The sequence below is a fragment of the Bacillus sp. SRI_025 genome (genome assembly GCF_057592095.1).
Genome location: NZ_JBYEGB010000004.1, coordinates 1 through 23,244 on the forward strand (window position 1 = coordinate 1; position 23,244 = coordinate 23,244).

The following is a 23,244-nucleotide window of genomic DNA, read 5'->3' on the forward strand; positions in this document are numbered from 1 at the left end:
CTTTTTGAATGATCAGGAAGTAAGTGAAAATCTATCCTTTTTCGCGATGCTGTTTCGTGTCGATGAAAATCCGCAAACAGGGATGTGGCTCCTATATGGCACCATCCTTGTTTTAGCGATTATTGTTTTTAAGCTCGGCTTTGCAAGACGTTTACCGATTTTAAAAGCGCTCGTGATTTATTTGTTTTTGATTTTTGGCTGCACGTTTCTCACATTTCTAGGAATCTTCCTGCCAGTAGCGGAAGGCCTTGTTGTGGCAGCTGCCATTTTGATTATTTATAAAATACGGCTGCATCGTGCGAAAAAAGAAGGAACAGTCAATACGTAAAAAAAGACCTGAACATGTGTCAGGTCTTTTTTTATGTCTTTTGTTCTTTCTTTCCTTTTTTCTTCTTTTTCTCTTTTGTCGCAGGATCCTGATAAAGAGAGAATCTGCCGGTTTTGATGCGAGCTTCTGTCTTTATTTTAATGCGTTCTTGGCAGTCATCGCACATATATGTATGAATTGGCCGGTTTCTTAACCGTTTCGCAACGAGTGTATCATCATCAATAGTTTCAAGCTTTTCACATAATGAGCACTTCACTCTCATCATTTTCACCTCACTTTAATGCATTTATTATAGCATGTTTTCCAGCCACTTAAAATCAGCGTAGAAAAAGGCTTATATCACAGGAGATATAAGCCGTTCTCATTATTTCTTCTGATTCATATGATGGTTTGATTGGTCGTTTTGATTTTTTTCTAACTGTTTTTGATCTTGTTCTTTGAGCTGATTATTCGGATCATTTGTCGGATCCTTTTCGTTACGGTCGATCTCATTTTTCGGCATCTCTGGCATCACGCGGCCGACAATAGCAGCTAGTTCATCCATAATACCGCTTACAGGACGGCCTGCTTGAATTTCTTTGCCCATTTCTTTTAAACGGCTGACTGTATCCGGATCAGCAACCACAACAGCATTTGCACCTTCCGGGTCATTTCTCAGCGCTTTTGCAACTGAATATTTAATGGTTTCTACTTTGCTTCTATCTAAATCATCTTTTACATCAATACCAACAACAGCATAGCGGCCGATGACGATTGCTGTTGCATCATTGACATCTGCTACGTGCTCTGTCACATTGACAAGATGCTGCGCAACATCTGTGGATGGGCGGGCTTGATTTGTCTTTTTCTTCGATGAGTCTGATACCCGTACTAAGTGTTGGCGTCCATCTTGCTTGTTCAGCGCCTCTGGCTTTTCCTGCTGCTGGCAAGCGCCTAACAGAATGATCGTTTGAATCATGAATAATGTTAAAAATAGTCGCATCTAAATTCCCTCCTTCACAAACTGCATGATTTATTTTATTGTTGAATTAACCTTCTAACTTTATTCATGAAAACATATATTTTAACAATCGTTTTGGGAAAGACAAGGATGAATGAAACCCCGATCAGGAGGCGAAGGACCTGAGTAAAATTTATGTATTAGACACAAATGTGTTATTACAGGATCCGAATTCAATCTTTTCATTTGAAGACAACGAGGTCGTCATTCCGGCCGTTGTGTTAGAAGAAGTAGACTCGAAAAAGAGATACATGGACGAGGTTGGGCAAAACGCTCGGCGCGTCTCACGTTTAATCGACGGTTTGAGATCGAAAGGGAAACTGCATGAAAAAATTACGCTAGAGTCAAAAGGAACGCTGCGCATCGAGCTGAATCATCGCTCTTTCCATGAACTTCAAGAAATTTTTATTGAAAAAACGAACGATAATCGGATTTTGGCTGTCGCGAAAAATTTGAGCTTAGAGGAAGAAACAAAGCCTCACGGCCGGCCAGTTATTTTGGTCAGTAAAGATGTTTTAGTCCGGGTAAAGGCAGATGCTATAGGCCTCCAAGCTGAAGACTTCTTAAGTGACCGTGTGCTGCAAAACGAAGACATTGATAACGGCTATCATGAGCTCTATATTCCGACGGAGCAATTAAATACATTTTATAAACAAAGCCAATTACCGATAAAAGAAGTCACGAGTGTACCATTAAACCCTCATCAGTTTGTCATTATGAAGGGGAATGAAGGCGGCTCTGCTTTAGGAATGCTTGACCAAAAAGCAGAGAATGTGAAACGGCTCATTTATGATCAAGAGCATGTTTGGGGAATTCGTCCGAAAAATGTTCAGCAGACGATGGCACTAGAACTGCTATTGCGCCGTGATATTCCCCTCGTGACATTGATCGGAAAAGCGGGAACTGGTAAAACACTCCTTGCGCTGGCTGCCGGATTAATGCAGACAGAGGATCTCGGCATGTTTAAAAAACTGATCGTAGCCCGTTCAATTGTTCCTGTCGGCAAGGACTTAGGCTACTTGCCAGGTGAAAAGGAAGAGAAACTCAGACCATGGATGCAGCCGATCTATGACAATCTAGAATTTTTATTTAATACAAAAAAACCTGGTGAACTTGATGCGATTTTGGCGGGAATTGGTTCGATTCAAGTGGAAGCTTTAACGTATATCCGCGGAAGAAGTATCCCTGATCAATTTATTATCATTGATGAGGCGCAGAATTTAACGAAACACGAGGTGAAAACATTATTAACGCGAGTCGGAGAGGGAAGTAAAATTGTGCTGATGGGAGACCCAGAGCAGATCGATCATCCTTATTTAGACAGCTTAAATAATGGACTTACGTATGTCATTGAGCGGTTCAAAGGACAGCAAATATCTGGACATGTCAAGCTTGTCAAAGGAGAAAGGTCTGGACTTGCACAGCTTGCAGCTGATTTGCTATAGTCCAGACCCCCTGTCTTATGTAATGATGAGCTCTTTGACACCTTTTATCGGCTGAGTGAGGTTGGACTGATCCGCGAAATAAACGTGGATTGGTCCTTCTTCAGTCATCGGCTTCCCATTTTGGCTGAAGTGTGCAATGCTTTCCATTGCCTGAGAAAGTGGAACAGCAATTGTCCCTGTTTCTGTGACAAATTCGCATGTATCTGCATGTTCAAGCGGTTCTGCATTTTTCAGCATATCACCTAGCTTCATTCCGAAGCTGCCTGTGACGAGTCTTTCCTTTTCGTACTTCTTCTCTGTTTTTAAAGTGGGTGGAAGTGTTTGTCCTTCTCTGATCACCCGCTCTTGGTCAAGCTCCTGATCCAGCTGATTTTCTTCATTTGCTGCGCTTTTTTCAAAAAATGAATCCATTAAAAATTTGCGGTCATCAAAAATCCATACACTTGGATCAATGGTGATCTTGTACTTTACGTTCCCCTTAATTTGAATGATGCTCATGTTCAAGACAACCCCTTTCCACCATAAATTATAGAAGTTTTCGCCTGCTTTGTCACTTTCATAAACATGCATCTCCTTGTACACACTATTCTTACATGAAAGATAGGGAGGATATTGGGCATGGCATGTCGCGACAATGAAGAGCTTCAGCGATTTGTAGAAGAAGCAAAAAAAGTGGCCAAAGATGGCAAAGTAGCATCCTATATTCCCGCTCTCGCCAAAGCGGATCAGACGGATTTATCTGTAGCTGTGTATCATGTGAGTAATACTTGCCACTCGGCAGGAGATGTAGATAAACGCTTTACTCTGCAAAGTATTTCAAAAGTATTGGCCCTTGCGCTCGTACTCTCAGAAGAAGGGCCAAAAAAAGTTTTTCAATTTGTTGGACAAGAGCCTACAGGTGACCCGTTTAATTCAATGATTAAGCTGGAAACAGCAAGTCCGAATAAGCCGCTGAATCCAATGATTAATGCAGGAGCGCTTGCAGTTACAAGCTTAATAAGAGGCGCGACGCCGCAAGATCAGCTAAACCGCCTGCTTGGCTTTATTAGAGAGCTTGCAAATGACAAAAGCATTACATACTGCAAGGAAACAGCCGCATCCGAATTCGAGACATCTATGATTAACCGGGCAATGTGCTATTATATGAAGCAATATCATATTATTAGAGGGAACGTAGAAGAGGTCATGGACGTGTATACGAAACAATGTGCCATCATGATGAACAGCTTAGATTTGGCGAAAATTGCTTGTGTTTTTTCATTAGATGGCAGACATCCAGAGACGGGGCAGCAAATTCTTTCAAAAGATGTCGCTAGAATTTGTAAAACCTTTATGGTGACGTGCGGCATGTACAATGCAAGCGGGGAGTTTGCCATTAATATCGGCATACCCGCTAAAAGCGGTGTTTCAGGCGGGATTATGGGAGCGGCTCCATATGATTTTGGGATCGGAATTTTTGGTCCTGCACTGGATGAAAAAGGGAATAGTATTGCTGGGATTAAGCTGCTTGAGCTCATGAGTGAAAAATATGAGATGAGTATCTTTTAATGATGAATGTCTTCTTTTTATTTTTACAAAGCGAACTGTACAAATCTGCTTGCAATTTTGGGCGTTTCGCTTTATGATAAATAGAAGAATTAGGTACTCGCCTGGGGAACGGAGGGATACTTTTGGCGTCAGAAATTTTAGTCGATCATCGGCAAAAAGCACTGGCTTTATTAAAATTGGATGCAGATAAAATTTTAAAATTGATCCAAGTGCAAATGGACAACTTAACGATGCCGCAATGTCCTCTTTATGAAGAGGTTTTAGATACTCAAATGTTCGGATTATCGAGAGAAATTGATTTCGCTGTCCGGCTTGGATTAGTTGATCAACATGAAGGTAAGAAACTACTCGATAAACTTGAGAGAGAGCTTTCCGCACTTCATGATGCGTTCACAAAAAAATAATGATTGAAAACTCAAACTTCCACAACTAAGTTTGAGTTTTTTTGTCCTCTATTTTCTTTTGATGGATTAACGGCAAACGGACTTGATTCTTTCATGAATGACGAACAATATAAAAGAGGTAAAACGGGATCAAACGGAGAAAATGTAGTAGAATAAGAACAGCTAAGAAGATATCAAGCAGTAGAAACAGACGTTAGGAAGAGGATTATATGTTAAAGAGAATGCTAAAATCGTATGACTACTCATTATTGTTCGCCATTATCTTAATCAGCGCATTCGGTTTGGTTATGGTGTATAGCTCAAGTATGATTACATCTGTTATCAGATACGATGCCGCGCCAGATAACTTTTTTAAGAAACAGCTCTTATTTATGATTGTTGGAGCAGCCATCTTGATCTTTACAGCATTAGTTCCATATCAGCTGTTTTCAAATAAGAAATTCCAGATTGGTATGCTGCTGCTTTCAGTTTTTTCCCTCATCTATGTGTATTTTGGCGGTCATATTGCAGGGAACGCAAGGAGCTGGATCAAATTAGGACCTTTTAGTCTTCAGCCAGCTGAATTTGTGAAGATTGTCGTCATCATCTATCTTGCTGCGGTGTATGCCAAAAAGCAGCATTATATTGATCATATTTTAAGAGGTGTTACGCCTCCGATCGTGATTGTCTCTATCCTGTGCGGATTTATCATTTTGCAGCCAGACTATGGGACAGCCTTTATCATTGGCATGATTGCCCTTGCGATGATTTTATGCTCAGGTTTTAGCGGCAAAACGCTAGCGAAGCTGCTCGCGCTATTTAGTGCAGTAATGGTCGTCGTGACCCCATTTATTATTCTTTTTTGGGATAAAATTTTCACGCAAAATCGTCTCGGACGTTTTGAGAGTTTCCAAGATCCATTTAAAGATGCAGGGGCTACTGGGCATCAATTGATTAATTCATATTATGCCATTGGATCAGGCGGCTTTTTTGGACTCGGTCTAGGAGAAAGCGTTCAAAAGTACGGATATCTGCCAGAACCGCACACAGACTTTATCATGGCAATTATCTCAGAAGAGCTTGGTTTTTTCGGCGTGTTTTTCGTTATCGCTCTTCTTGGTTTCATCGTCGTGAAAGGTTTTTATATTGCGAGAAAGTGTGAAGATCCGTTTGGAAGTTTGCTTGCAATAGGAATTTCCTCCATGATTGCGATCCAAACTTGTATCAATTTAGGCGGTGTTTCAGGTCTTATTCCAATCACTGGGGTGACACTTCCGTTTATCAGCTACGGGGGATCGTCCATCATTTTACTTAGCATCTGTATGGGCATGCTGCTGAATATCAGCATGTTTACTGAATATAAAGAGCGTTACAAAAAGAAAAAATCAATGAGCAAACCATCGGTTGAAAAAAATGGATTGCAGAAAACTTTGAATCTTTAGAAAACAAAAGTGTACAGTTTTCATTTCTTCCTTTATTATAGAGTACATATAAAATTTTAAGGGATATGGAGGAGTGAGAATGTCACAGAGAACAATTCAAAAGGTTCTAGTTGCAAACAGAGGGGAAATCGCTATCAGAGTCTTCAGGGCCTGTACGGAGCTCAACTTACGTACAGTGGCCATTTATTCCAAAGAAGACTCTGGCTCTTATCATCGCTATAAAGCAGATGAAGCATATCTAGTTGGAGAAGGAAAGAAACCGATTGATGCCTACCTTGATATCGAGGGGATCATCGAAATTGCAAAACGAAATGACGTGGATGCGATTCATCCAGGCTACGGATTTTTATCCGAAAACATTCATTTTGCAAGACGATGCGAAGAGGAAGGCATTCAATTTATCGGTCCAACTTCTCAGCATTTAGATATGTTTGGAGATAAAGTAAAGGCGAGAGAAGAAGCGAAAAAAGCTGGTATTCCAGTCATTCCAGGAAGTGACGGACCAGTTGATTCGGTCGAAGAAGTCGAAAAATTCGGTGAAGAATACGGTTACCCGTTTATTATTAAAGCTTCACTAGGCGGCGGCGGCCGGGGTATGCGGATTGTCAGATCAAAAGAAGAGCTGAAGGAAGCCTATGACCGTGCGAAGTCAGAGGCAAAAGCTGCTTTTGGAAATGATGAAGTATACGTTGAAAAGCTGATTGAGAATCCAAAACATATTGAAGTGCAGGTGATTGGTGACAATCACGGCAATATCATTCATTTATATGAGCGTGACTGCTCAGTTCAAAGGCGGCATCAAAAGGTCATTGAAGTGGCGCCAAGTGTGTCTCTAACAGATCAATTGCGTGAAGATATTTGCGAAGCAGCTGTCAAGCTGGCCCAGAATGTATCGTACATTAATGCTGGGACTGTAGAATTCCTTGTTGCAAATGGAGAGTTTTACTTTATTGAAGTTAATCCAAGGGTGCAGGTAGAACACACGATCACAGAAATGATCACAGGTGTCGATATCGTCCAAACCCAAATTCTTGTTGCAAAGGGGCATAACCTTCACAGCAAAGAAGTTGGTATTCCAAAGCAGGAAGATATCTTTACACACGGCTTTGCCATTCAATCAAGGGTCACAACAGAAGATCCGCTCAATGACTTTATGCCAGACACAGGAAAAATTATGGCCTACCGTTCAGGTGGGGGATTTGGTGTACGTCTTGATACAGGGAACAGTTTCCAAGGTGCGGTCATTACACCTTATTACGATTCACTATTGGTCAAGCTGTCCACATGGGCGCTCACATTTGATCAAGCGGCTGCTAAAATGGTCCGAAATTTACAAGAATTCAGGATTCGCGGGATTAAAACAAACATCCCATTTCTTGAAAACGTAGCTAAGCATGAGAAATTCTTAAAAGGAGAATACGATACATCGTTTATCGACTCAACGCCAGAGCTATTTAATTTCCCTAAGCAAAAAGACCGCGGAACGAAGATGTTAACTTATATTGGTAACGTTACCATTAATGGGTTCCCTGGTATTGCGGAGAAAAAGAAGCCTCATTTTGACAAGCCAGACGTACCGAAGCTTCCTCTCAATCAAGAGATCCCGTCTGGGACAAAACAATTGTTAGATACGCATGGACCTGAAGGACTTGCCAACTGGGTGAAAGAACAAAATAACGTCCTTTTAACTGATACAACCTTTAGAGATGCACATCAGTCTTTGCTTGCGACACGCTTTAGAACTCATGATTTAAAGAAAGTTGCCCAGCCAACAGCAGGTTTATGGCCAGAGCTGTTTAGTATGGAAATGTGGGGCGGTGCTACATTTGATGTCGCGTACCGTTTCTTAAAAGAAGATCCGTGGGAACGATTGAAAGAGCTTCGTCAAGAAGTGCCAAACACACTGTTCCAAATGCTATTAAGATCATCAAACGCTGTCGGATATACAAACTATCCGGATAATGTGATCAAAGCATTTGTAAAAGAATCTGCCGAGGCAGGCATTGACGTGTTCCGTATTTTCGATAGCTTAAACTGGGTCAAAGGCATGACGCTTGCCATTGATTCTGTTCGGGAATCAGGCAAAGTGGCAGAGGCGGCCATTTGTTATACGGGGGACATCCTTGATCCGTCTCGTCCAAAATATGATCTTAGGTACTATGTATCTCTTGCGAAGGAGCTTGAATCTGCCGGCGCACATATTTTAGGTATTAAAGATATGGCGGGGTTATTAAAACCGCAGGCAGCCTATGAGCTAGTCTCTGCTTTAAAAGATGAGCTTACAATCCCTATCCATCTTCATACGCATGACACGAGTGGAAATGGACTGTTCACCTATGCAAGAGCGATTGATGCAGGTGTTGATATTGTGGATGTTGCCGTCAGCTCTATGGCAGGACTCACATCGCAGCCAAGTGCAAGCTCACTTTATTATGCTTTAGATGGACATGAAAGAAAGCCAGACATGAACGTCCAATCTGTCGAACGCCTTTCTCAATACTGGGATTCCGTCAGAAAATACTATCATGAATTCGAAAGCGGCATGAATTCGCCTCATACAGAAATTTATGAGCATGAAATGCCTGGCGGTCAATATAGTAACTTGCAGCAGCAGGCGAAAGGTGTCGGTCTTGGCGAACGCTGGAATGAAGTAAAGGAAATGTACAGACGTGTGAATGACATGTTTGGTGATATTGTAAAGGTAACACCATCCTCTAAAGTAGTTGGAGATATGGCACTTTATATGGTGCAAAATGATCTAACAGAAGAAGATGTCTATGAAAAAGGAGCAACATTAGACTTCCCGGATTCTGTTGTGGAATTATTTAAAGGCTATTTAGGCCAGCCGCATGGCGGATTCCCAGAAAAACTGCAAAAGCTGATTTTAAAAGGGGAAGAGCCTCTTACTGTCAGACCTGGTGAGAAGCTGAAGCCAGTGGACTTTGAAGACATTAAGAAGCAGTTCAAAGAATCTCATGACCTGACGTTAACAGAGCAAGACGCAATTGCGTATGCCCTATATCCAAAAGTCTTTTCTGAATTTGTCCAAACAGCAGAAAGCTATGGTGACATCTCTGTTCTTGATACACCAACGTTCTTCTACGGGATGAGACTTGGAGAAGAGATTGAGGTAGAAATCGAAAAAGGAAAAACCCTTATTGTCAAACTCGTATCAATTGGCGAACCGAATCCAGATGCCACAAGAGTTCTTTACTTTGAGTTAAATGGCCAGCCACGTGAAGTGGTGATTAAGGATGAAAGCATCAAATCCTCCGTTCAAGAAAAAATGAAGGCGGACCGCTCGAATCCAAATCACATCGCCGCGTCGATGCCAGGCACTGTCATTAAAGTACTCGTGGAAAAAGGACAAAAAATTTCACAAGGCGAGCATTTGATGATCAACGAAGCCATGAAAATGGAAACGACTGTACAAGCCCCATTTTCTGCGGTCGTAGATGAAATACATGTGACAAATGGAGAACCGATTCAAACCGGTGATTTGCTCATTGTATTAAAGCCTGAATAAGAAGTGAGACACATCCACCGTGATGTGTCTTTTTTTTGAGCGCATTAAAATGTGCAGCAGCAAGTGAGAGTGATTACACTATAGAGTGAGGTGAAGAAGGTTGGACAAAACTGTTGTGATATGGTTTCGCCGGGATATGCGATTAGATGATCATATCGCCTTATCAAAAGCGATCACATATGCAAAAAAACACGAGTACAAATTATTTGCTCTTTATCATCTAGATCCATTCTTTACTGAAATGGACCTCGATTTAAACAACGAACATTTTTTCCAAAACGTGGCGCATTTCGTCAAGGAAGCAAGAGAATCTCAAATGTATGTTCACCTTCTCTATGGAGATGTCTTGCGTGCCTTTCAGCAAGTTATCGATCTGTATGACATCAAAGCTGTTTTTTTTAATGAAGATCAAGTGGGAATCGGACAAAGGCGTGACCATCACGTAACCGATTTTTTAGAAAAGAAGGGCATTCATGTGTCAAAATGGCAAGATACACACCTTCACGGGGCGCAAGATATTTTAAAAGCGGATGGCACTCATTATCAAGTGTTTACTCCATACTATCAATCATGGCGAAAGCAAGAGAAGCAGCCTGTGATAAAAGTTGACAAATCATTTCTCAGCAGCGCTCATACGATTTGTGATGAGTCACTTTCGCATGAAGGGAATGACAAACTACGCAGCATGATCAAGAAATGCTCAAGGAAATTTGATCAAATCGGCTCACACAAAGCGATGAACACGCTGCATGACTTTATCCAAAAAAGATTAACACGTTACCATGAAAAACGAGATATTCCATCTGTTTTTGGAACGAGCAAGCTGTCACGTTTCTTAAAAACAGGGACAATCTCAATCCGAAGGATCTTCCATGCGGTTCAGGAGGAAGCGCTGTTTGAAGACGAGGGCAGAGAAACCTTTATCAAAGAGCTAGCATGGCGAGATTTTTACCATATGATTTATGCTCATTATCCAGAGATGAAAGAAAAAGAAATTAATTCGGCGTTTCAAGGGATGAAATGGAATGAAGATGAGACGCTGTTTAACGCATGGTGTAAAGGTGAAACAGGCTTTCCCCTCGTCGATGCAGGGATGCGGCAGTTAAATGAGGAAGGCTGGATGCATAACCGTTTAAGAATGGTCACCGCCTCATTTTTAACAAAGGACTATTTGATTGATTGGAGAAAGGGAGAAGCGTATTTTGCAAAAAAGCTTGTGGATTATGATGAGGCTTCGAATATCGGAGGATTTCAGTGGGCAGCTTCTGTTGGGACAGATGCCGTTCCATACTTCCGTATTTTTAACCCAACGACTCAGTCAAAGCGATTTGATCCGAGCGGGGAATATATTAGAAGATATGTACCAGAGCTTAAGCATGTCGATGAAAAATGGATTCATGAACCAAGTAAAATGCCGATCGATGAACAACTGAAATCGAGCTGTGTACTAGGGGATACATACCCGCTGCCAACAGTTGATCACGGGGAAAGACGCAAAAAAGCCATCTCGCTATTCGAAGAAGCAAAACAACAATAAAAAAATCCCCCTTTCGGCATGATAGGGGGATGTAAATCTTATTTAAATGGCTCTTTGCTTTCATATTTAAACCGGGCAATAAGTAAGCAGAAGTAGCATAGTACCCCAAACAAACAAGAAATAAAGAATGAATGAGCCAACGCGTAACCAAGTGCAAGCTGAGAATAAACAGACATCACACCTGAAATGGCTTGAAGTGTAATCAGAATGGCTGAGATGATCCATCCATAATACAGCTGCTTCTGTTCTTTATAATGTTTCATGGCATGGAACATAGCGACAAATATCCAGACGAATAAAAGAAGTGCTGCTGCTCGGTGAGACATTTGAACCCACTGATTAAAATAAGTTGGAAGCGCACCGTCTTTTGAACAAAACGGGAAGACAGAGCAAGCAAGGCTTGACTTTGTATGTCTCACATAAGCACCCGTATAGACAACGATATACGTATACGTGATCAACCCATAAATATGGAACTGCATCTTTTTGCCGATATGAAGCGGCTTCACAAGCTTTGTTTCAGATCTGGTTGCTTCAAAGACAAGAAGGGCAAGCAGTAATACTGAAGCAAATGAAATGAGTGAAATACCGAAGTGCAGTGCCATCACAAGTGCGTTAGAACCAAATACGACGGCAAGAGCTCCTAAAAGCGCTTGAAGCACTAAGAATATAATGGACATGATGACCAAAAATTTGGTTTCACGGAATACTGGACTAATTTTTTTCCAGCATAAGACCGCTAGTGCCAGAACAAGAATGGTGGAAACCCCTGTTGACATGCGGTGACTCCATTCGATGATGGAAGCGGGGTTCATTTCAGGAAAGAAACGACCGTGGCAAAGGGGCCACTGTCTACCGCAGCCAAGACCCGAACCGGTTTTCGTAACAAGCGCACCGCCAATCAGTACGATCAGCATCACAAACGTTGTGATCACGCTCAATAGCCTTAAAGCAAATTTCATCAAATTATTTCACCTTCTCTAAAAAACTTCTGATGTAAATGAAAACCTCACATGCTCTCAAGTTTAAGCCAAATGCGTGTTCTGTTGCAATTCATAATGACCAAAGTTCACAAAAAAATGATATGTTAGTTCACAAAGTTTACAGATTTAGAGTGCTTGATCTTTCTTTGACAGTCTGATAGAAATAGAGGAGAGAATATTCATTTTGCACCGCCTTCTGAAACACACATATATCCTAATAAATTCACGAAAAGTTCACAAATAACTTCAAGTTTGTCGTTTATTATTTAATAGGATGTTTTTTTACAGCTGTTTATCTTGTATGATAGAGTTGTAATGATTTTACGTGTCATTCGTTCGTTTGAAGGTTTGGGCAAGGGAGGTTATACACATTGGCAAATTCCAAAACAGCCGCGGAAGCAGCTATTCATGGACAAATAGAAGAAACAACAGCATGGAAAGATTTTCTTGCTCTGATTAAAATGGGCATCGTCAATTCCAATTTCATTACGACATTTACTGGAATGTGGCTTGCTTTTTATTTTACAGGTATGAGTTTTCTTGGAAATCTTGATATTGTGCTGTTAACAATGATTGGTTCTTCTCTTATTATTGCTGGTTCATGCGCGATTAATAATGCGTTTGACCGTGATATTGATATATTAATGGAAAGAACAAAAACAAGGCCGACGGTTACAGGTAAAATTCAGCCGGGGCAAGCGTATGCATTTGGCATTCTGCTTGTTGTATTAGGACTCATTATGCTTCTGATGACAACCATTACATCAGCAGTGATTGGATTTATTGGAGTCTTTACTTATGCGGTTCTTTACACCATGTGGTCTAAACGCCATTACACCATCAATACAGTTATCGGAAGTGTATCTGGCGCGGTTCCGCCATTAATTGGCTGGACAGCTGTCACAGGTACAATCGACACAACGGCTTGGGTTTTGTTTATGATTATGTTCATTTGGCAAATCCCGCACTTCCTATCACTTGCGATTAAGAAAACAGAAGATTACCGTAAGGCTGGCATTCCAATGCTGCCAGTTGTTTACGGATTTGAAGTCACAAAACGCCAAATCATCATTTGGACAGCATGTCTTCTTCCACTTCCATTTTTCTTAGGTGGATTAGGATGGCCGATTGTTGCACTTGGTACACTGCTTAATATTGGATGGCTTGTTATTGGCCTTATGGGCTTTAAAATGAAAGACGTCATGAAGTGGTCAACGCTCATGTTCGTTTATTCATTAAACTACTTAACCATCTTTTTCGTAGCGATGATTATTATTACACTATTCTAGAGTGAAATACACTTTGATCACATCAAAACAATGGCTATATCTTATAACACAACATTTTCTAACAACTATGAAAGCCGCCTGATATTCAGTTCTATTTAGGCGGCTTTCTGTTTATACATAGATGGTATTTTGAGTAAAAACATCATTTTTTTATGAAAAGAGGAAATGTAAGTGCTTTTATAAGAGGCGGGGGTTATAGATGGGTGAGAAGTGATTTTATAAATAAGAGGTAAAAAGCGAAAGGCAAAGGAGATCAAGCAAAAGGGGTTGGGACAAATTATGATAAGAAAATGGCGTGTGTATTCACTGTTTCTCTTACTGACGCTCGTTTTGGCGGGCTGTGGTGAACCATACTTATCAACACTCAAGCCAGTTGGGGAAGTAGCAGATAAACAGTTTTTCCTAACGGTACTGAGTACACTTATTATGGTTCTTGTCGTCATTGTTGTATCGATCATTTTCTTTTACGTCATCATTAAATTCAAACGTTCTAAAGTGGGAGAAGATACGATTCCAAAGCAGGTGGAAGGGAACCGCAACTTGGAAATCACATGGACAGCGATTCCGATTCTTCTACTTATTATTCTCGTTGTACCTGTTGTGGCATACACGCTTGAACTAGGGGATACAAGCGCTATGGATAAGAAAAAACGAGATCCTGAAAAGACACTTGTTGTGAATGTAAGGGCCAGCTTATATTGGTGGGAATTTGAATACCCTGATTATGGGATTGTCACAAGTCAGGAATTGATCGTACCAACAGATCAAAAGGTGTACTTTAAGCTAAAAGCATCCGATGTCAAACACTCATTCTGGGTTCCATCGGCTGGCGGTAAAATTGATACAAACACAGATAATGAGAACAAATTTTATTTAATCTTTGACTCGAAACGAACGAAAGATGCAGGGGAATATTTCTACGGGAAATGTGCGGAGCTTTGCGGACCGTCACATGCTTTAATGGACTTTAAAGTTAAAACGCTTTCTCAAGATGAGTTCTTAGGATGGACGAAAAAAATGGCTGATTACAAGAAGCCTGAATCCACAAAAGATCTCGCTTTAGAGGGTGAAAAGCTATTTAAAGAGAAAAACTGTTTAAGCTGTCACGCAGTAGAGCCTGGTGACGAACGGCCGGAAGCAGCAAGGACAGCACCAAACCTTGCGACCTTCGGAGAACGGACGAAAGTAGCTGGAATCAAAGACATGAACAAAGAAAATGTGAAAGCATGGCTGAAAGATCCAGAAAGCTTTAAACCAGGTAATAAGATGACAGGAACGTACCCTAAATTAAATGACTCAGAAGCAGATGCACTTTACGAGTATTTAAAAGGTCTTAAAGTCGAGTAACAACTAGAAGCAGATATGCAAGAGGGTATGTGATCGATGTGAAGTTTTTGTTAAGAGCTCCCGAATATGTCTCTACAACCGAGAAGTCGTCATCTGTCAGACATAGTCTGTTTAAAGGATCGTGAAGAAAGACATCTATATGAAAAGGGGCAAATGGGAGATAAGAGGGGGATTTCATGGTGAGTACAATAGCTAAAAAGCGGGGGTTTGGCGCTGTCTTATGGGATTACTTGACAACGGTTGACCACAAAAAAATTGCCATATTATATTTAGTGGCAGGGGGATTTTTCTTTTTGGTTGGCGGAATCGAAGCGATGTTTATCCGTATTCAGCTAGCCATCCCTGAAAGTGATTTTGTCAGTGCAGGGGTTTACAATGAAATCATGACGATGCATGGAACGACAATGATTTTCCTTGCAGCTATGCCGCTTTTATTTGCATTAATGAATGCGGTTGTACCAATTCAAATTGGTGCACGTGACGTAGCATTTCCGTTTGTGAATTCACTTGGTTTTTGGTTATTCTTTTTCGGAGGAATTTTCTTAAACCTTGGATGGTTTATGGGCGGAGCACCTGATGCAGGCTGGACTGCATACGCTTCGCTCACGTTGAATTCTGAAGGGCATGGAATGGATTTCTATATTTTGGGTTTGCAGATTGCGGGTATTGGTACGCTGATTGCCGGGATTAACTTTCTTGCAACGATTATAAATATGAGAGCGCCTGGTATGACGTATATGAGAATGCCGCTCTTTACTTGGACGACATTTGTCGCCTCCGCACTTATTTTATTCGCATTCCCGCCGCTGACAGCAGGGCTTGCGATGCTGATGCTTGATAGAATGTTTGACACGAGCTTTTTCAATCCAGAGCTTGGAGGAAATACAATCATCTGGGAGCATTTGTTCTGGATTTTCGGACACCCGGAAGTATATATCTTGATCCTGCCGGCATTTGGAATCTTCTCTGAGATCATTCCTGTGTTTGCAAGAAAAAGACTGTTTGGCTACTCGTCCATGGTGTTCGCTACTGTATTGATTGGTTTCCTTGGATTCATGGTGTGGGCGCATCACATGTTCACAACAGGGCTTGGACCTATCGCCAATGCGATCTTTGCCGTAGCGACCATGGCAATTGCGGTGCCAACAGGAATTAAAGTGTTCAACTGGCTGCTCACGATATGGGGCGGTAATGTGAAGTTTACAACGCCGATGCTTTATTCTGTTGCCTTTATTCCGTCGTTCTTACTTGGCGGGGTAACCGGGGTCATGCTTGCGGCAGCTGCAGCGGATTATCAGTTCCATGATACGTATTTTGTTGTGGCGCATTTCCATTACGTCATTATCGGCGGGGTTGTATTCGGTATTTTAGCAGGTGTGCATTACTGGTGGCCGAAGATGTTTGGAAAGATACTGAATGAGAAACTTGGAAAAATTGGCTTTGTGCTGTTTTTCATCGGTTTCCACTTAACTTTCTTTATCCAGCATTTTCTTGGTCTATGGGGCATGCCGCGCCGGGTCTTTACGTTCCTGCCAGGTCAGGGTCTCGAGCTTGGGAACTTGATCAGTACGATTGGGGCACTGTTTATGTTTGTAGCTGTTGTGATCATGCTGATTAACATCATCTGGACAACAGCAAAAGGGGAGCGTGTATCGAGCGATCCTTGGGGAGATGGAAGAACACTTGAATGGGCAGTGTCTTCGCCTCCACCAGAATACAACTTCAAACAGCTTCCGCTTGTGAGAGGACTAGATCCATTATGGATTGAAAAAATGGATGGTAAAAAAGGAATGACAGCATCTGAACCGCTCGATGATATTCACATGCCGAATAACTCCATTTTGCCTGTCATTATCTCATTCGGTCTATTTGTGTCAGCGTTTGGTTTCATGTATCGCCAAGAGCACGACTGGGGGCTTCCAGTGATCTTCATTGGTCTTGGTATTACGTTTGCGACCATGCTCGTTAGGTCTCTGAAAGATGATCATGGATACCATATTCACAAAGAAGATTTGACCGACGACGATGATAAAGGGGTGAAAGCATAATGGAACCACAAAAAATGACGGCGGAAACCTTTCCGGCTTCTCCTGAGAAAGCCACGTTAGAAGGGAAGAATAAGTTTGTCGGGTTCTGGCTGTTTCTTGGAGGAGAAACCGTTCTGTTTGCATCGCTTTTCGCCACGTATTTGGCGCTGAAAAACTCAAATGCAGGCGGAGCAAAAACAACTGATATGTTTGACCTCACACTTGTCTTTATTGCCACAATGCTTCTATTAACGAGCAGTTTAACGAGTGTGTATGCCATGTATCATATGAAAAACTTTGCCTTTAAAAAGATGCAGCTTTGGCTTGGTATCACGGTCCTTTTAGGTGCTGGATTTTTAGGGGTTGAGATTTATGAGTTTTATCACTACGTGCATGCGTATGAATTTACGATTACCAGCTCAGCTCTTGGTTCTTCCTTCTATACACTTGTAGGAACTCACGGAGCTCACGTCGCCTTCGGACTTTGCTGGATTACCGCTCTCATGATTCGAAATATGAGACGCGGACTCGATTTATACAATGCACCGAAATATTATGTGGCAAGTCTCTATTGGCACTTCATTGATGTTGTGTGGGTCTTCATCTTTACCGTTGTATATTTAATGGGAATGGTGGGATAAGAATGGGAAATAAAAACACAAATCAGTCCAAAGTCGACCTTGTATATCGTAAAAAGAAAAATGCCGAAGAAATGAAGCATCAGCTCATTTCTTTCGGCTTGATGATTGGATTAACATTTGTTGCGTTTTTAACGATCGCCTCAGAAGACGTTGGAAATTGGTTCGCTGTACCGTTTATTTTACTGCTTGCAGGCATTCAGGTGGCTTTTCAGCTTTATTATTTTATGCACATGAACCAAAAAGGGCATGAAACACCCGCCTTGTTTCTATACTCAGGTGTGTTTGTTGCGTTTATTACCGTATTAGCCTTTTTGACCATTATATGGTGGTAAACCCGCTTTGCCCTTGAAGGAGGCGCAGCAATGGAGAACTTAGAAATATTCGGATTTCGGGCATTATGGAGCCCTTATTATTTGACTTGTATTGTGATAGCAGCTGCTCTTTATCTGCTTCTTGTGACAAAGGGGAAGCACCGTGCGACGGTGAAAGAGAAAACGTTATTTCTGACGGGGCTTGTTCTGTTATATGCTGTGAAAGGGAGCCCAATTGATTTAATGGGGCATATTATGTTTAGTGCACATATGGCGCAAATGGCAGTGCTCTATTTAGTCATCCCGCCTCTCCTTATTACAGGATTGCCTGCAGCCATCTGGGAGCGGATCATTCAAACACCAGGTATTCAAGCCGTTTTCCGTTTGTTTTCCAAGCCTTTAATTGCACTGCTTGGGTTTAACGGCTTGTTTTCGCTGTATCACATTCCGCTTGTGTTTGATTTTGTGAAAACAGATCCGTTTTACCACGCATTGATGACGGTTGTTATTTTTATCGCTGCCTTTTTCATGTGGTGGCCGCTTGTCCATAAAGTTCAAAGTCTGCCGCAGATCACAGGCATTTTGAAGCTTGGATATATCATGGCAGACGGGATATTGATGACTCCGGCCTGTGCACTCATCATGTTTAGTGAGGCGCCGATCTATGCAACCTATTCTGATGCAGGTGCATGGATACAAGCACTGCATTTATGTGTGCCAAGTGATATGCTGGCAGGTCTTGCTCTCACTGGACCTGATATGTTCCACACCTTGCCGCTGCTAGAGGATCAGCAGCTAGGTGCCATTTTGATGAAAATTATTCAGGAGATTGTGTACGGCTCTATTCTTGCTGTTGTCTTCTTTGACTGGGCAAGAAAAGAAAGAGCAAAAGATGCCGTACCAGATGCGCTTATTCCGAAATATGAATAAAAAAGCACAGCCGACTGGCTGTGCTTTCATCTTAGAAAAAGGGCTAAAAGATCATTTTAGCCTTGTTTTATGCTTCAGCCGTCATGGCTTCTAGTTTTTCCTTCAGCTGTGCGAGTGTTTTTTTGCTTGATTGGATGAGAGACTTAGGGAATTCTTCGCCTTCGCCATATTCAACGCCATGTGGATAATAATGTTTTCCAAGTAATGGTGTTAGAAGCTGGATGTGTGCCTTTTTGGAACCGACATCTCCTTCAGTGGCGTAGCCGGAAATTCGTAAATAAAAGGTTCCCTCTACCATGCTGTACTTTCTGTCGTACGTCACACGCTCATAATCCCATTGATCGGCTCGTACAAATCCTTCACTTTCCATAATGAAATCTAATTTATTTAAGTCAGCTGATACCTCTTCAATCCCCGTACCTTCAAACTTCACCCAAAACCCCTCCTTATAAAATTTCCCTTTACTGACAATCATAGTATGAAAGCGTTAAACTTTCAACTGTGAAAGGTATGTTCTTTTATAAGCTGGTTACAGTAATAAAGAAAATAACGGATGGAGGAATCAACGTGAAAACGAAAAAAATCAAAGATATTATGACAAAAAAAGTAGTGACATGTCAGCAGGATGACAATACGTATGAAGCAGCAGTCAAAATGAGAGATGCTGACATCGGTGCCATTCCAGTAGTTGACGGAGATCAGCTCGTTGGAATAGTGACAGACCGTGACCTTGTGCTTAGAGGTATTGCAGAAAAAAAGCCAAATTCACAGGAAGTGGGCTCGCTGATGACAAAGGAAGTACTAACAGCTGAAGAAGATGCAACGCTTGAAGAAATTGTCCGTCTCATGTCAGAGCATCAGCTCCGCCGCATTCCCGTTGTGAAAAACGGTTCATTAACAGGGATTGTCGCTCTTGGAGATTTATCAGTCGAAGATTTATCAAATGATCGCGCGGGAGATGCACTGACAGAAATCTCTCAACAGGATCAAGATCATGGACAAGGATTTCTTCATTAAGAGGGGCATATTTTAAATTCGTGTTAAATAGGCTGTATTGTCGTTGATAAATGGAGCAAGTTTTGTTTAAATGACAGTAGAAGGTACTTTTTGTACCTTGCCAATTTAACGGAGGTGTTTATTTGAAAACTGTGCTCAAAACACTCCTCATCCTCCTGATTATATCTGGAACGTACGTTCTGTTTATTCAATATGGATCTTCACCAGAAAAAGAAAACAGCAATGAACCGAAGGTGTCTAATGAAGAAACATCTAGCGATAAGCCGATCAATATCCCAAAGAAGGGGCTCATGTCCTTTATGGGGAAATCTTCAAACGAGGTGCTTAAACAGCTGGGAGAACCAGATCGCATTGATCCTTCCGCATATGATTATGACTGGTGGATTTACAACCAATCGAAGAAGCACTATATTCAAGTAGGGGTAAAGGATAGTAAAGTGGTGACCTTGTTTGCAACAGGAGACGGACTGAATGTAGAACCATTTAAAATCGGTCAAGCCACGAGTGAAGTATTTAAGAAAACACAAATTGCACCTTACATTCATGTAGAGGATGAACAAAATTCATACCGCTTTGAATTCTCAGAAGATGATATGAATACAAGACCCACTGTGAAAGTGGGAGATGATGTGTATGTTCAGCTTTACATGGATAAGTTTGAAAGCACCCTTTCAAGTATCAGGGCCTTCAACGCAGATACATTTGTGAAACAAAAGCCGTATGAGGTCGTCTACCGAGGTCAATTGGTAGAACCTGAGCCGATATCGGGCGAAAAGTGGAAAGATATCGAAACATCCAGTCAAAAACAAATTTTTGATATGACCAATATTATCCGCCATAAGTACAACCTGCCGATCTTAAAGTGGGATGATGAAACCTCTGAAGTGGCCTTCATGCATAGTGAGGACATGAAAGAGAATCATTATTTCTCCCATGAATCTAAAAAATACGGTACGCTGAAAGACCGGTTAGAAAGAGGCGAGGTGGGCTTTCAGCTCGCAGGTGAAAACATTGCCTATAACTATGTCGATGGACCTGCAGCGGTAGAGGGCTGGCTCAATAGTGAAGGTCACAGGAAGGCGTTATTAAATAAAGATTACACGCATCTTGGCGTTGGGGTGAAAGAAAAATATTACACCCAGAATTTCATCAAGAAATCATCTTAAACGAAAGCAGCTGCATAAGTCGCAGCTGTTTTTTTGATGTTTAAAAAGAGGCTCACCAAAATAGATGGTGGTGTATATAGTATAGTAGGCATTTGTATGGGGGGTGAGGATATGACAAACAAGCAAAAACAAACATCCATTGATGAATTTAAACAATTCGTCAGACGCCATCCGAAGTTAATTCAAGAAGTGCAAACGCAAGAAAAAAGCTGGCAAAGTGTCTATGAGAATTGGGTCATGTTTGGTGAGGAAGATGAGATGTGGTCACCTTACCGGCAATCGAAATCTGAAGACGCTAAAGAAGAAAAAGCCTCTAAGCCAAGTGAAGCAGGAAAAGCAGATTTTATGTCTAAAATGGTTTCTGCTGTGAAAAAAATGGACGCTGATCAAATGAATGAACAGATTAACAAAATGAGCCAGTCTATTTCCTCTTTACAAAGCTTACTCGGCCAATTTTCATCCAATGGTTCAAAGAAAGGTTCATCTGGAGGCAGTCAGCACCCATTCTCCTTCAGGAAAGATTAAGTGAAAGGGGATGCTTCTGGTGCGAAAAGAAGTACAGGAATTTGTCATGGCCGAAGAGGATCGAATCAAATTCATAAGGCAGCGTCCTCTCTGGTACAGACAGCTGACGCGACATCCTGAAAATCTATCGTCCTTTGAATTAGATAAAATGAACTTTTACGAAAAAACCATTCCTCATCGTGTAAGTCAGTTGAGCAATAGCGTCCAAATGGCTGAAATGATGATTCAAATGTTCCAAGCAATGCGCAATCAAAATGGAGCCGGTTGAGGCTTTTTTGAGTTGATTAAGATGTCTATTTCCTGAGCATCCTATAAAAGTAGATGAAAGGAGAATCAGATGATGAAATGGATGCTGTCAATAGGCGCATTGCTTTTTCTTGTTACCGGGTGTCAAAGGCAACATGGAGAAGAGCAAGTGATCAAGCAAGACCCAGCATTACCAGTCATGCAGCAAGCCCAAAGCGAAATGAAGCAGCAAGGCTTTTTGAAATACAAAGTGCAGGGATCTTCGGTCTATATAGAAAGTACACTTCAAGATTTTCATCTTCAGCCAGAGCGTCTAAAAAAGAACGAGAAGGCGGGATATTTCACAGTGTATGTAGACGGGAAACGTGCAGGGAATGAGTATACTGCGGCATTTGTGGTCAAGCACCTTTCAAAAGGAAAGCATAAAATGACCGTTGTGCTGAATTCTCGTCATCCAGAATATAAACAGAAAAGAGAAACATGGGATGTATTTGTCACGTAAAAGCATTTTCTGATCCATAGGTTTCGTGGTAAACTATGAATTGGAGGTGCAACATTTATGTATGCGACAATCGAATCTGTGGAGCTCCAAGAGGAAGCAAATCAATTGGCTGCCATGATTCTTCAGTCGGAGGAGGCTGAACATTACCGCAACTGCTTTAAGCGTCTCCAGCAAGACGAAGAAGCCCAACAAATTATTGCCCATTTTACAAAAGTAAAAGAGCAATATGAGGATGTGCAGCGGTTCGGCAAATACCATCCGGACTATAGAACGATCTCAAAGGAAATGCGTGAGGTCAAAAGAAAGCTAGATCTTCACGATACAGTGGTTGATTTCAAAAAAGCAGAAACAGCGATTCAATCCATCTTAGATGAGATTAGTATTGAAATCGGTCAAGCTGTATCAGCATATATTAAAGTTCCAACAGGGAACCCATATTTTGATGGTCTATCATCATGCGGCGGTGGCTGTGGATCAGGTGGCAGCTGTGGCTGTAAAGTATCTTGACGAGACTTGAATGTCTCGTCTTTTACATAATGAATGAAAAGAATTGAAAAGCGGCAGGTGAAAAGATGGAAACCAAACGTCAAGGGATGGTCGTCTGGCTGCATTCGTTAAAGCAGTCAAAAGCGCTAAGAAAATTCGGGAATGTTCACTATATTTCAAGGAAAATGAAATATGCGGTGATCTATTGTGATATGAATGATCTTGAGCGCCATATGGCTAAGCTCAGCTCGTTACCATTTGTGAAACGTGTTGAGCCTTCATATAAACCTTTTATTAAATTAGAGTACGAATCCAAATTGGACAAAGCAAAAGAGTATGATTATAAGGTGGGCTTTTAAAGACACAAAAAAATCCCCGCGGCATCACCCGCGGGGTCCTTCTATTCTTAATGATTCATTAAGGAGAAGGCAAAGGGAGAGGAGAAACCGGAGGAAGAACTTATGGGGAAACGTAAGTCTTCTCCGCGGTTGGCAACAGCACCACATCAGATGCTGTTATAAGTAGTATGACCCCGGATTTCTTGATCTATACATAGAAAATGAAT

25 protein-coding genes are annotated in these 23,244 nt (G+C 41.5%); 20 read left to right on the plus strand and 5 right to left on the minus strand.

What is annotated here, in order from left to right:
* Positions 1 to 46: 46 nt before the first annotated feature.
* A complete protein-coding gene (locus AC20OE_RS12315) occupies positions 47 to 328 on the plus strand; it encodes a YlaH-like family protein (protein WP_044334035.1) in 282 nt (93 codons plus the stop codon).
* 31 nt (positions 329 to 359) lie between these two features.
* Here AC20OE_RS12315 and AC20OE_RS12320 read toward each other — a convergent pair whose 3' ends face one another.
* Both AC20OE_RS12320 and AC20OE_RS12325 read right to left on the minus strand, forming a co-directional pair.
* A complete protein-coding gene (locus AC20OE_RS12320; protein WP_024424769.1) occupies positions 360 to 590 on the minus strand; it encodes a YlaI family protein in 231 nt (76 codons plus the stop codon).
* Positions 591 to 692: 102 nt separating this feature from the next.
* Complete coding sequence (locus AC20OE_RS12325) at positions 693 to 1,310, minus strand: YhcN/YlaJ family sporulation lipoprotein (RefSeq protein WP_058837752.1); 618 nt, start codon at positions 1,308 to 1,310, stop codon at positions 693 to 695.
* A gap of 140 nt (positions 1,311 to 1,450) precedes the next feature.
* On the opposite strand from AC20OE_RS12325, the gene AC20OE_RS12330 reads away from it, so the two are divergent.
* A complete protein-coding gene (locus AC20OE_RS12330; protein WP_039178271.1) occupies positions 1,451 to 2,773 on the plus strand; it encodes a PhoH family protein in 1,323 nt (440 codons plus the stop codon).
* A 15-nt stretch (positions 2,774 to 2,788) separates the two neighbouring features.
* On the opposite strand, the gene AC20OE_RS12335 is transcribed toward AC20OE_RS12330, so the two are convergent.
* Positions 2,789 to 3,271 (minus strand): hypothetical protein, encoded by a 483-nt coding sequence (locus tag AC20OE_RS12335; protein WP_048238850.1) that lies wholly within the window; start codon positions 3,269 to 3,271, stop codon positions 2,789 to 2,791.
* Positions 3,272 to 3,391: 120 nt separating this feature from the next.
* On the opposite strand from AC20OE_RS12335, the gene glsA reads away from it, so the two are divergent.
* The 5 genes from glsA (at position 3,392) to AC20OE_RS12360 (ending at position 11,209) form a co-directional block, all read left to right on the plus strand.
* Positions 3,392 to 4,321, plus strand: a complete 930-nt coding sequence (gene glsA / locus AC20OE_RS12340; protein WP_034281651.1) for a glutaminase A — start codon at positions 3,392 to 3,394, stop codon at positions 4,319 to 4,321.
* Between the two features lie 122 nt (positions 4,322 to 4,443).
* Complete coding sequence (locus AC20OE_RS12345; protein ID WP_003212509.1) at positions 4,444 to 4,725, plus strand: Fpa/YlaN family protein; 282 nt, start codon at positions 4,444 to 4,446, stop codon at positions 4,723 to 4,725.
* A 209-nt stretch (positions 4,726 to 4,934) separates the two neighbouring features.
* Entirely contained in the window at positions 4,935 to 6,146 is a 1,212-nt protein-coding gene (ftsW, locus tag AC20OE_RS12350) for a putative lipid II flippase FtsW (RefSeq protein WP_039178273.1), read from the plus strand.
* Between the two features lie 79 nt (positions 6,147 to 6,225).
* Positions 6,226 to 9,672 (plus strand): pyruvate carboxylase, encoded by a 3,447-nt coding sequence (gene pyc / locus AC20OE_RS12355; protein ID WP_039178276.1) that lies wholly within the window; start codon positions 6,226 to 6,228, stop codon positions 9,670 to 9,672.
* Between the two features lie 100 nt (positions 9,673 to 9,772).
* The gene (locus AC20OE_RS12360; protein WP_487268886.1) at positions 9,773 to 11,209 is read left to right on the plus strand and encodes a cryptochrome/photolyase family protein; all 1,437 of its coding nucleotides are present in this window, start codon (positions 9,773 to 9,775) and stop codon (positions 11,207 to 11,209) included.
* A gap of 38 nt (positions 11,210 to 11,247) precedes the next feature.
* On the opposite strand, the gene AC20OE_RS12365 is transcribed toward AC20OE_RS12360, so the two are convergent.
* Positions 11,248 to 12,171 carry a COX15/CtaA family protein gene (locus AC20OE_RS12365; protein ID WP_039178279.1) on the minus strand — a complete coding sequence of 308 codons (924 nt, stop codon included), beginning with the start codon at positions 12,169 to 12,171 and terminating at the stop codon, positions 11,248 to 11,250.
* A gap of 392 nt (positions 12,172 to 12,563) precedes the next feature.
* Here AC20OE_RS12365 and cyoE point away from each other — a divergent pair, with 392 nt between their 5' ends.
* The 6 genes from cyoE to ctaG all read left to right on the plus strand — a co-directional run bounded on the left by cyoE (position 12,564) and on the right by ctaG (position 18,737).
* Positions 12,564 to 13,481 (plus strand): heme o synthase, encoded by a 918-nt coding sequence (gene cyoE / locus AC20OE_RS12370; protein ID WP_003211774.1) that lies wholly within the window; start codon positions 12,564 to 12,566, stop codon positions 13,479 to 13,481.
* Positions 13,482 to 13,760: 279 nt separating this feature from the next.
* Complete coding sequence (gene coxB, locus AC20OE_RS12375; protein ID WP_039178282.1) at positions 13,761 to 14,828, plus strand: cytochrome c oxidase subunit II; 1,068 nt, start codon at positions 13,761 to 13,763, stop codon at positions 14,826 to 14,828.
* A 176-nt stretch (positions 14,829 to 15,004) separates the two neighbouring features.
* Positions 15,005 to 16,876, plus strand: coding sequence for a cytochrome c oxidase subunit I (gene ctaD, locus AC20OE_RS12380; protein WP_039178285.1), 1,872 nt, complete (start codon positions 15,005 to 15,007; stop codon positions 16,874 to 16,876).
* Positions 16,876 to 17,496, plus strand: coding sequence for a cytochrome c oxidase subunit III (gene ctaE, locus AC20OE_RS12385; protein WP_024424780.1), 621 nt, complete (start codon positions 16,876 to 16,878; stop codon positions 17,494 to 17,496). Before ctaD ends, ctaE begins: the two co-directional genes overlap by 1 nt.
* Before the next feature lie 2 nt (positions 17,497 to 17,498).
* Complete coding sequence (gene ctaF, locus AC20OE_RS12390; RefSeq protein ID WP_024426910.1) at positions 17,499 to 17,828, plus strand: cytochrome c oxidase subunit IVB; 330 nt, start codon at positions 17,499 to 17,501, stop codon at positions 17,826 to 17,828.
* 30 nt (positions 17,829 to 17,858) lie between these two features.
* On the plus strand, positions 17,859 to 18,737 hold the full coding sequence (gene ctaG / locus AC20OE_RS12395) for a cytochrome c oxidase assembly factor CtaG (protein WP_144491175.1): 879 nt from the start codon (positions 17,859 to 17,861) through the stop codon (positions 18,735 to 18,737).
* A 67-nt stretch (positions 18,738 to 18,804) separates the two neighbouring features.
* Here the strand turns inward: ctaG and AC20OE_RS12400 are convergent, their stop codons facing one another.
* Positions 18,805 to 19,170, minus strand: coding sequence for a YugN family protein (locus AC20OE_RS12400; protein ID WP_039178290.1), 366 nt, complete (start codon positions 19,168 to 19,170; stop codon positions 18,805 to 18,807).
* Positions 19,171 to 19,331: 161 nt separating this feature from the next.
* Between AC20OE_RS12400 and AC20OE_RS12405 the strand changes: the two genes are divergently transcribed.
* The 7 genes from AC20OE_RS12405 to AC20OE_RS12435 all read left to right on the plus strand — a co-directional run bounded on the left by AC20OE_RS12405 (position 19,332) and on the right by AC20OE_RS12435 (position 23,038).
* Positions 19,332 to 19,754 carry a CBS domain-containing protein gene (locus AC20OE_RS12405; protein WP_260776087.1) on the plus strand — a complete coding sequence of 141 codons (423 nt, stop codon included), beginning with the start codon at positions 19,332 to 19,334 and terminating at the stop codon, positions 19,752 to 19,754.
* A 122-nt stretch (positions 19,755 to 19,876) separates the two neighbouring features.
* The gene (locus AC20OE_RS12410) at positions 19,877 to 20,920 is read left to right on the plus strand and encodes a CAP domain-containing protein (protein WP_058837749.1); all 1,044 of its coding nucleotides are present in this window, start codon (positions 19,877 to 19,879) and stop codon (positions 20,918 to 20,920) included.
* Between the two features lie 111 nt (positions 20,921 to 21,031).
* Complete coding sequence (locus AC20OE_RS12415) at positions 21,032 to 21,445, plus strand: YlbD family protein (protein WP_024424279.1); 414 nt, start codon at positions 21,032 to 21,034, stop codon at positions 21,443 to 21,445.
* 19 nt (positions 21,446 to 21,464) lie between these two features.
* The gene (locus tag AC20OE_RS12420) at positions 21,465 to 21,713 is read left to right on the plus strand and encodes a YlbE-like family protein (RefSeq protein WP_039178297.1); all 249 of its coding nucleotides are present in this window, start codon (positions 21,465 to 21,467) and stop codon (positions 21,711 to 21,713) included.
* A 72-nt stretch (positions 21,714 to 21,785) separates the two neighbouring features.
* Positions 21,786 to 22,193 (plus strand): hypothetical protein, encoded by a 408-nt coding sequence (locus AC20OE_RS12425; RefSeq protein ID WP_487268887.1) that lies wholly within the window; start codon positions 21,786 to 21,788, stop codon positions 22,191 to 22,193.
* A gap of 57 nt (positions 22,194 to 22,250) precedes the next feature.
* Positions 22,251 to 22,700: a regulatory iron-sulfur-containing complex subunit RicF gene (gene ricF / locus AC20OE_RS12430; RefSeq protein ID WP_007499807.1), complete on the plus strand. Its 450-nt coding sequence runs from the start codon at positions 22,251 to 22,253 to the stop codon at positions 22,698 to 22,700.
* 65 nt (positions 22,701 to 22,765) lie between these two features.
* The gene (locus tag AC20OE_RS12435; RefSeq protein WP_003212137.1) at positions 22,766 to 23,038 is read left to right on the plus strand and encodes a YlbG family protein; all 273 of its coding nucleotides are present in this window, start codon (positions 22,766 to 22,768) and stop codon (positions 23,036 to 23,038) included.
* Positions 23,039 to 23,244 lie beyond the last annotated feature (206 nt).

Excerpts from the sequence above, each read along its gene's own strand:
- coxB (WP_039178282.1), top strand. The coding sequence starts at position 13,761 with ATGATAAGAAAATGGCGTGTGTATTCACTGTTTCTCTTACTGACGCTC.
- ctaF (WP_024426910.1), top strand. The coding sequence starts at position 17,499 with ATGGGAAATAAAAACACAAATCAGTCCAAAGTCGACCTTGTATATCGT.
- ricF (WP_007499807.1), top strand. The coding sequence starts at position 22,251 with ATGTATGCGACAATCGAATCTGTGGAGCTCCAAGAGGAAGCAAATCAA.
- pyc (WP_039178276.1), top strand. The coding sequence starts at position 6,226 with ATGTCACAGAGAACAATTCAAAAGGTTCTAGTTGCAAACAGAGGGGAA.
- AC20OE_RS12315 (WP_044334035.1), top strand. The coding sequence starts at position 47 with ATGCTGTTTCGTGTCGATGAAAATCCGCAAACAGGGATGTGGCTCCTA.
- ftsW (WP_039178273.1), top strand. The coding sequence starts at position 4,935 with ATGTTAAAGAGAATGCTAAAATCGTATGACTACTCATTATTGTTCGCC.
- AC20OE_RS12415 (WP_024424279.1), top strand. The coding sequence starts at position 21,032 with ATGACAAACAAGCAAAAACAAACATCCATTGATGAATTTAAACAATTC.
- AC20OE_RS12325 (WP_058837752.1), bottom strand. The coding sequence starts at position 1,310 with ATGCGACTATTTTTAACATTATTCATGATTCAAACGATCATTCTGTTA.
- ctaG (WP_144491175.1), top strand. The coding sequence starts at position 17,859 with ATGGAGAACTTAGAAATATTCGGATTTCGGGCATTATGGAGCCCTTAT.
- ctaD (WP_039178285.1), top strand. The coding sequence starts at position 15,005 with ATGGTGAGTACAATAGCTAAAAAGCGGGGGTTTGGCGCTGTCTTATGG.
- AC20OE_RS12405 (WP_260776087.1), top strand. The coding sequence starts at position 19,332 with ATGACAAAAAAAGTAGTGACATGTCAGCAGGATGACAATACGTATGAA.
- ctaE (WP_024424780.1), top strand. The coding sequence starts at position 16,876 with ATGGAACCACAAAAAATGACGGCGGAAACCTTTCCGGCTTCTCCTGAG.
- AC20OE_RS12365 (WP_039178279.1), bottom strand. The coding sequence starts at position 12,171 with ATGAAATTTGCTTTAAGGCTATTGAGCGTGATCACAACGTTTGTGATG.
- AC20OE_RS12435 (WP_003212137.1), top strand. The coding sequence starts at position 22,766 with ATGGAAACCAAACGTCAAGGGATGGTCGTCTGGCTGCATTCGTTAAAG.
- AC20OE_RS12320 (WP_024424769.1), bottom strand. The coding sequence starts at position 590 with ATGAGAGTGAAGTGCTCATTATGTGAAAAGCTTGAAACTATTGATGAT.
- AC20OE_RS12425 (WP_487268887.1), top strand. The coding sequence starts at position 21,786 with ATGAAATGGATGCTGTCAATAGGCGCATTGCTTTTTCTTGTTACCGGG.
- glsA (WP_034281651.1), top strand. The coding sequence starts at position 3,392 with ATGGCATGTCGCGACAATGAAGAGCTTCAGCGATTTGTAGAAGAAGCA.
- AC20OE_RS12335 (WP_048238850.1), bottom strand. The coding sequence starts at position 3,271 with ATGAGCATCATTCAAATTAAGGGGAACGTAAAGTACAAGATCACCATT.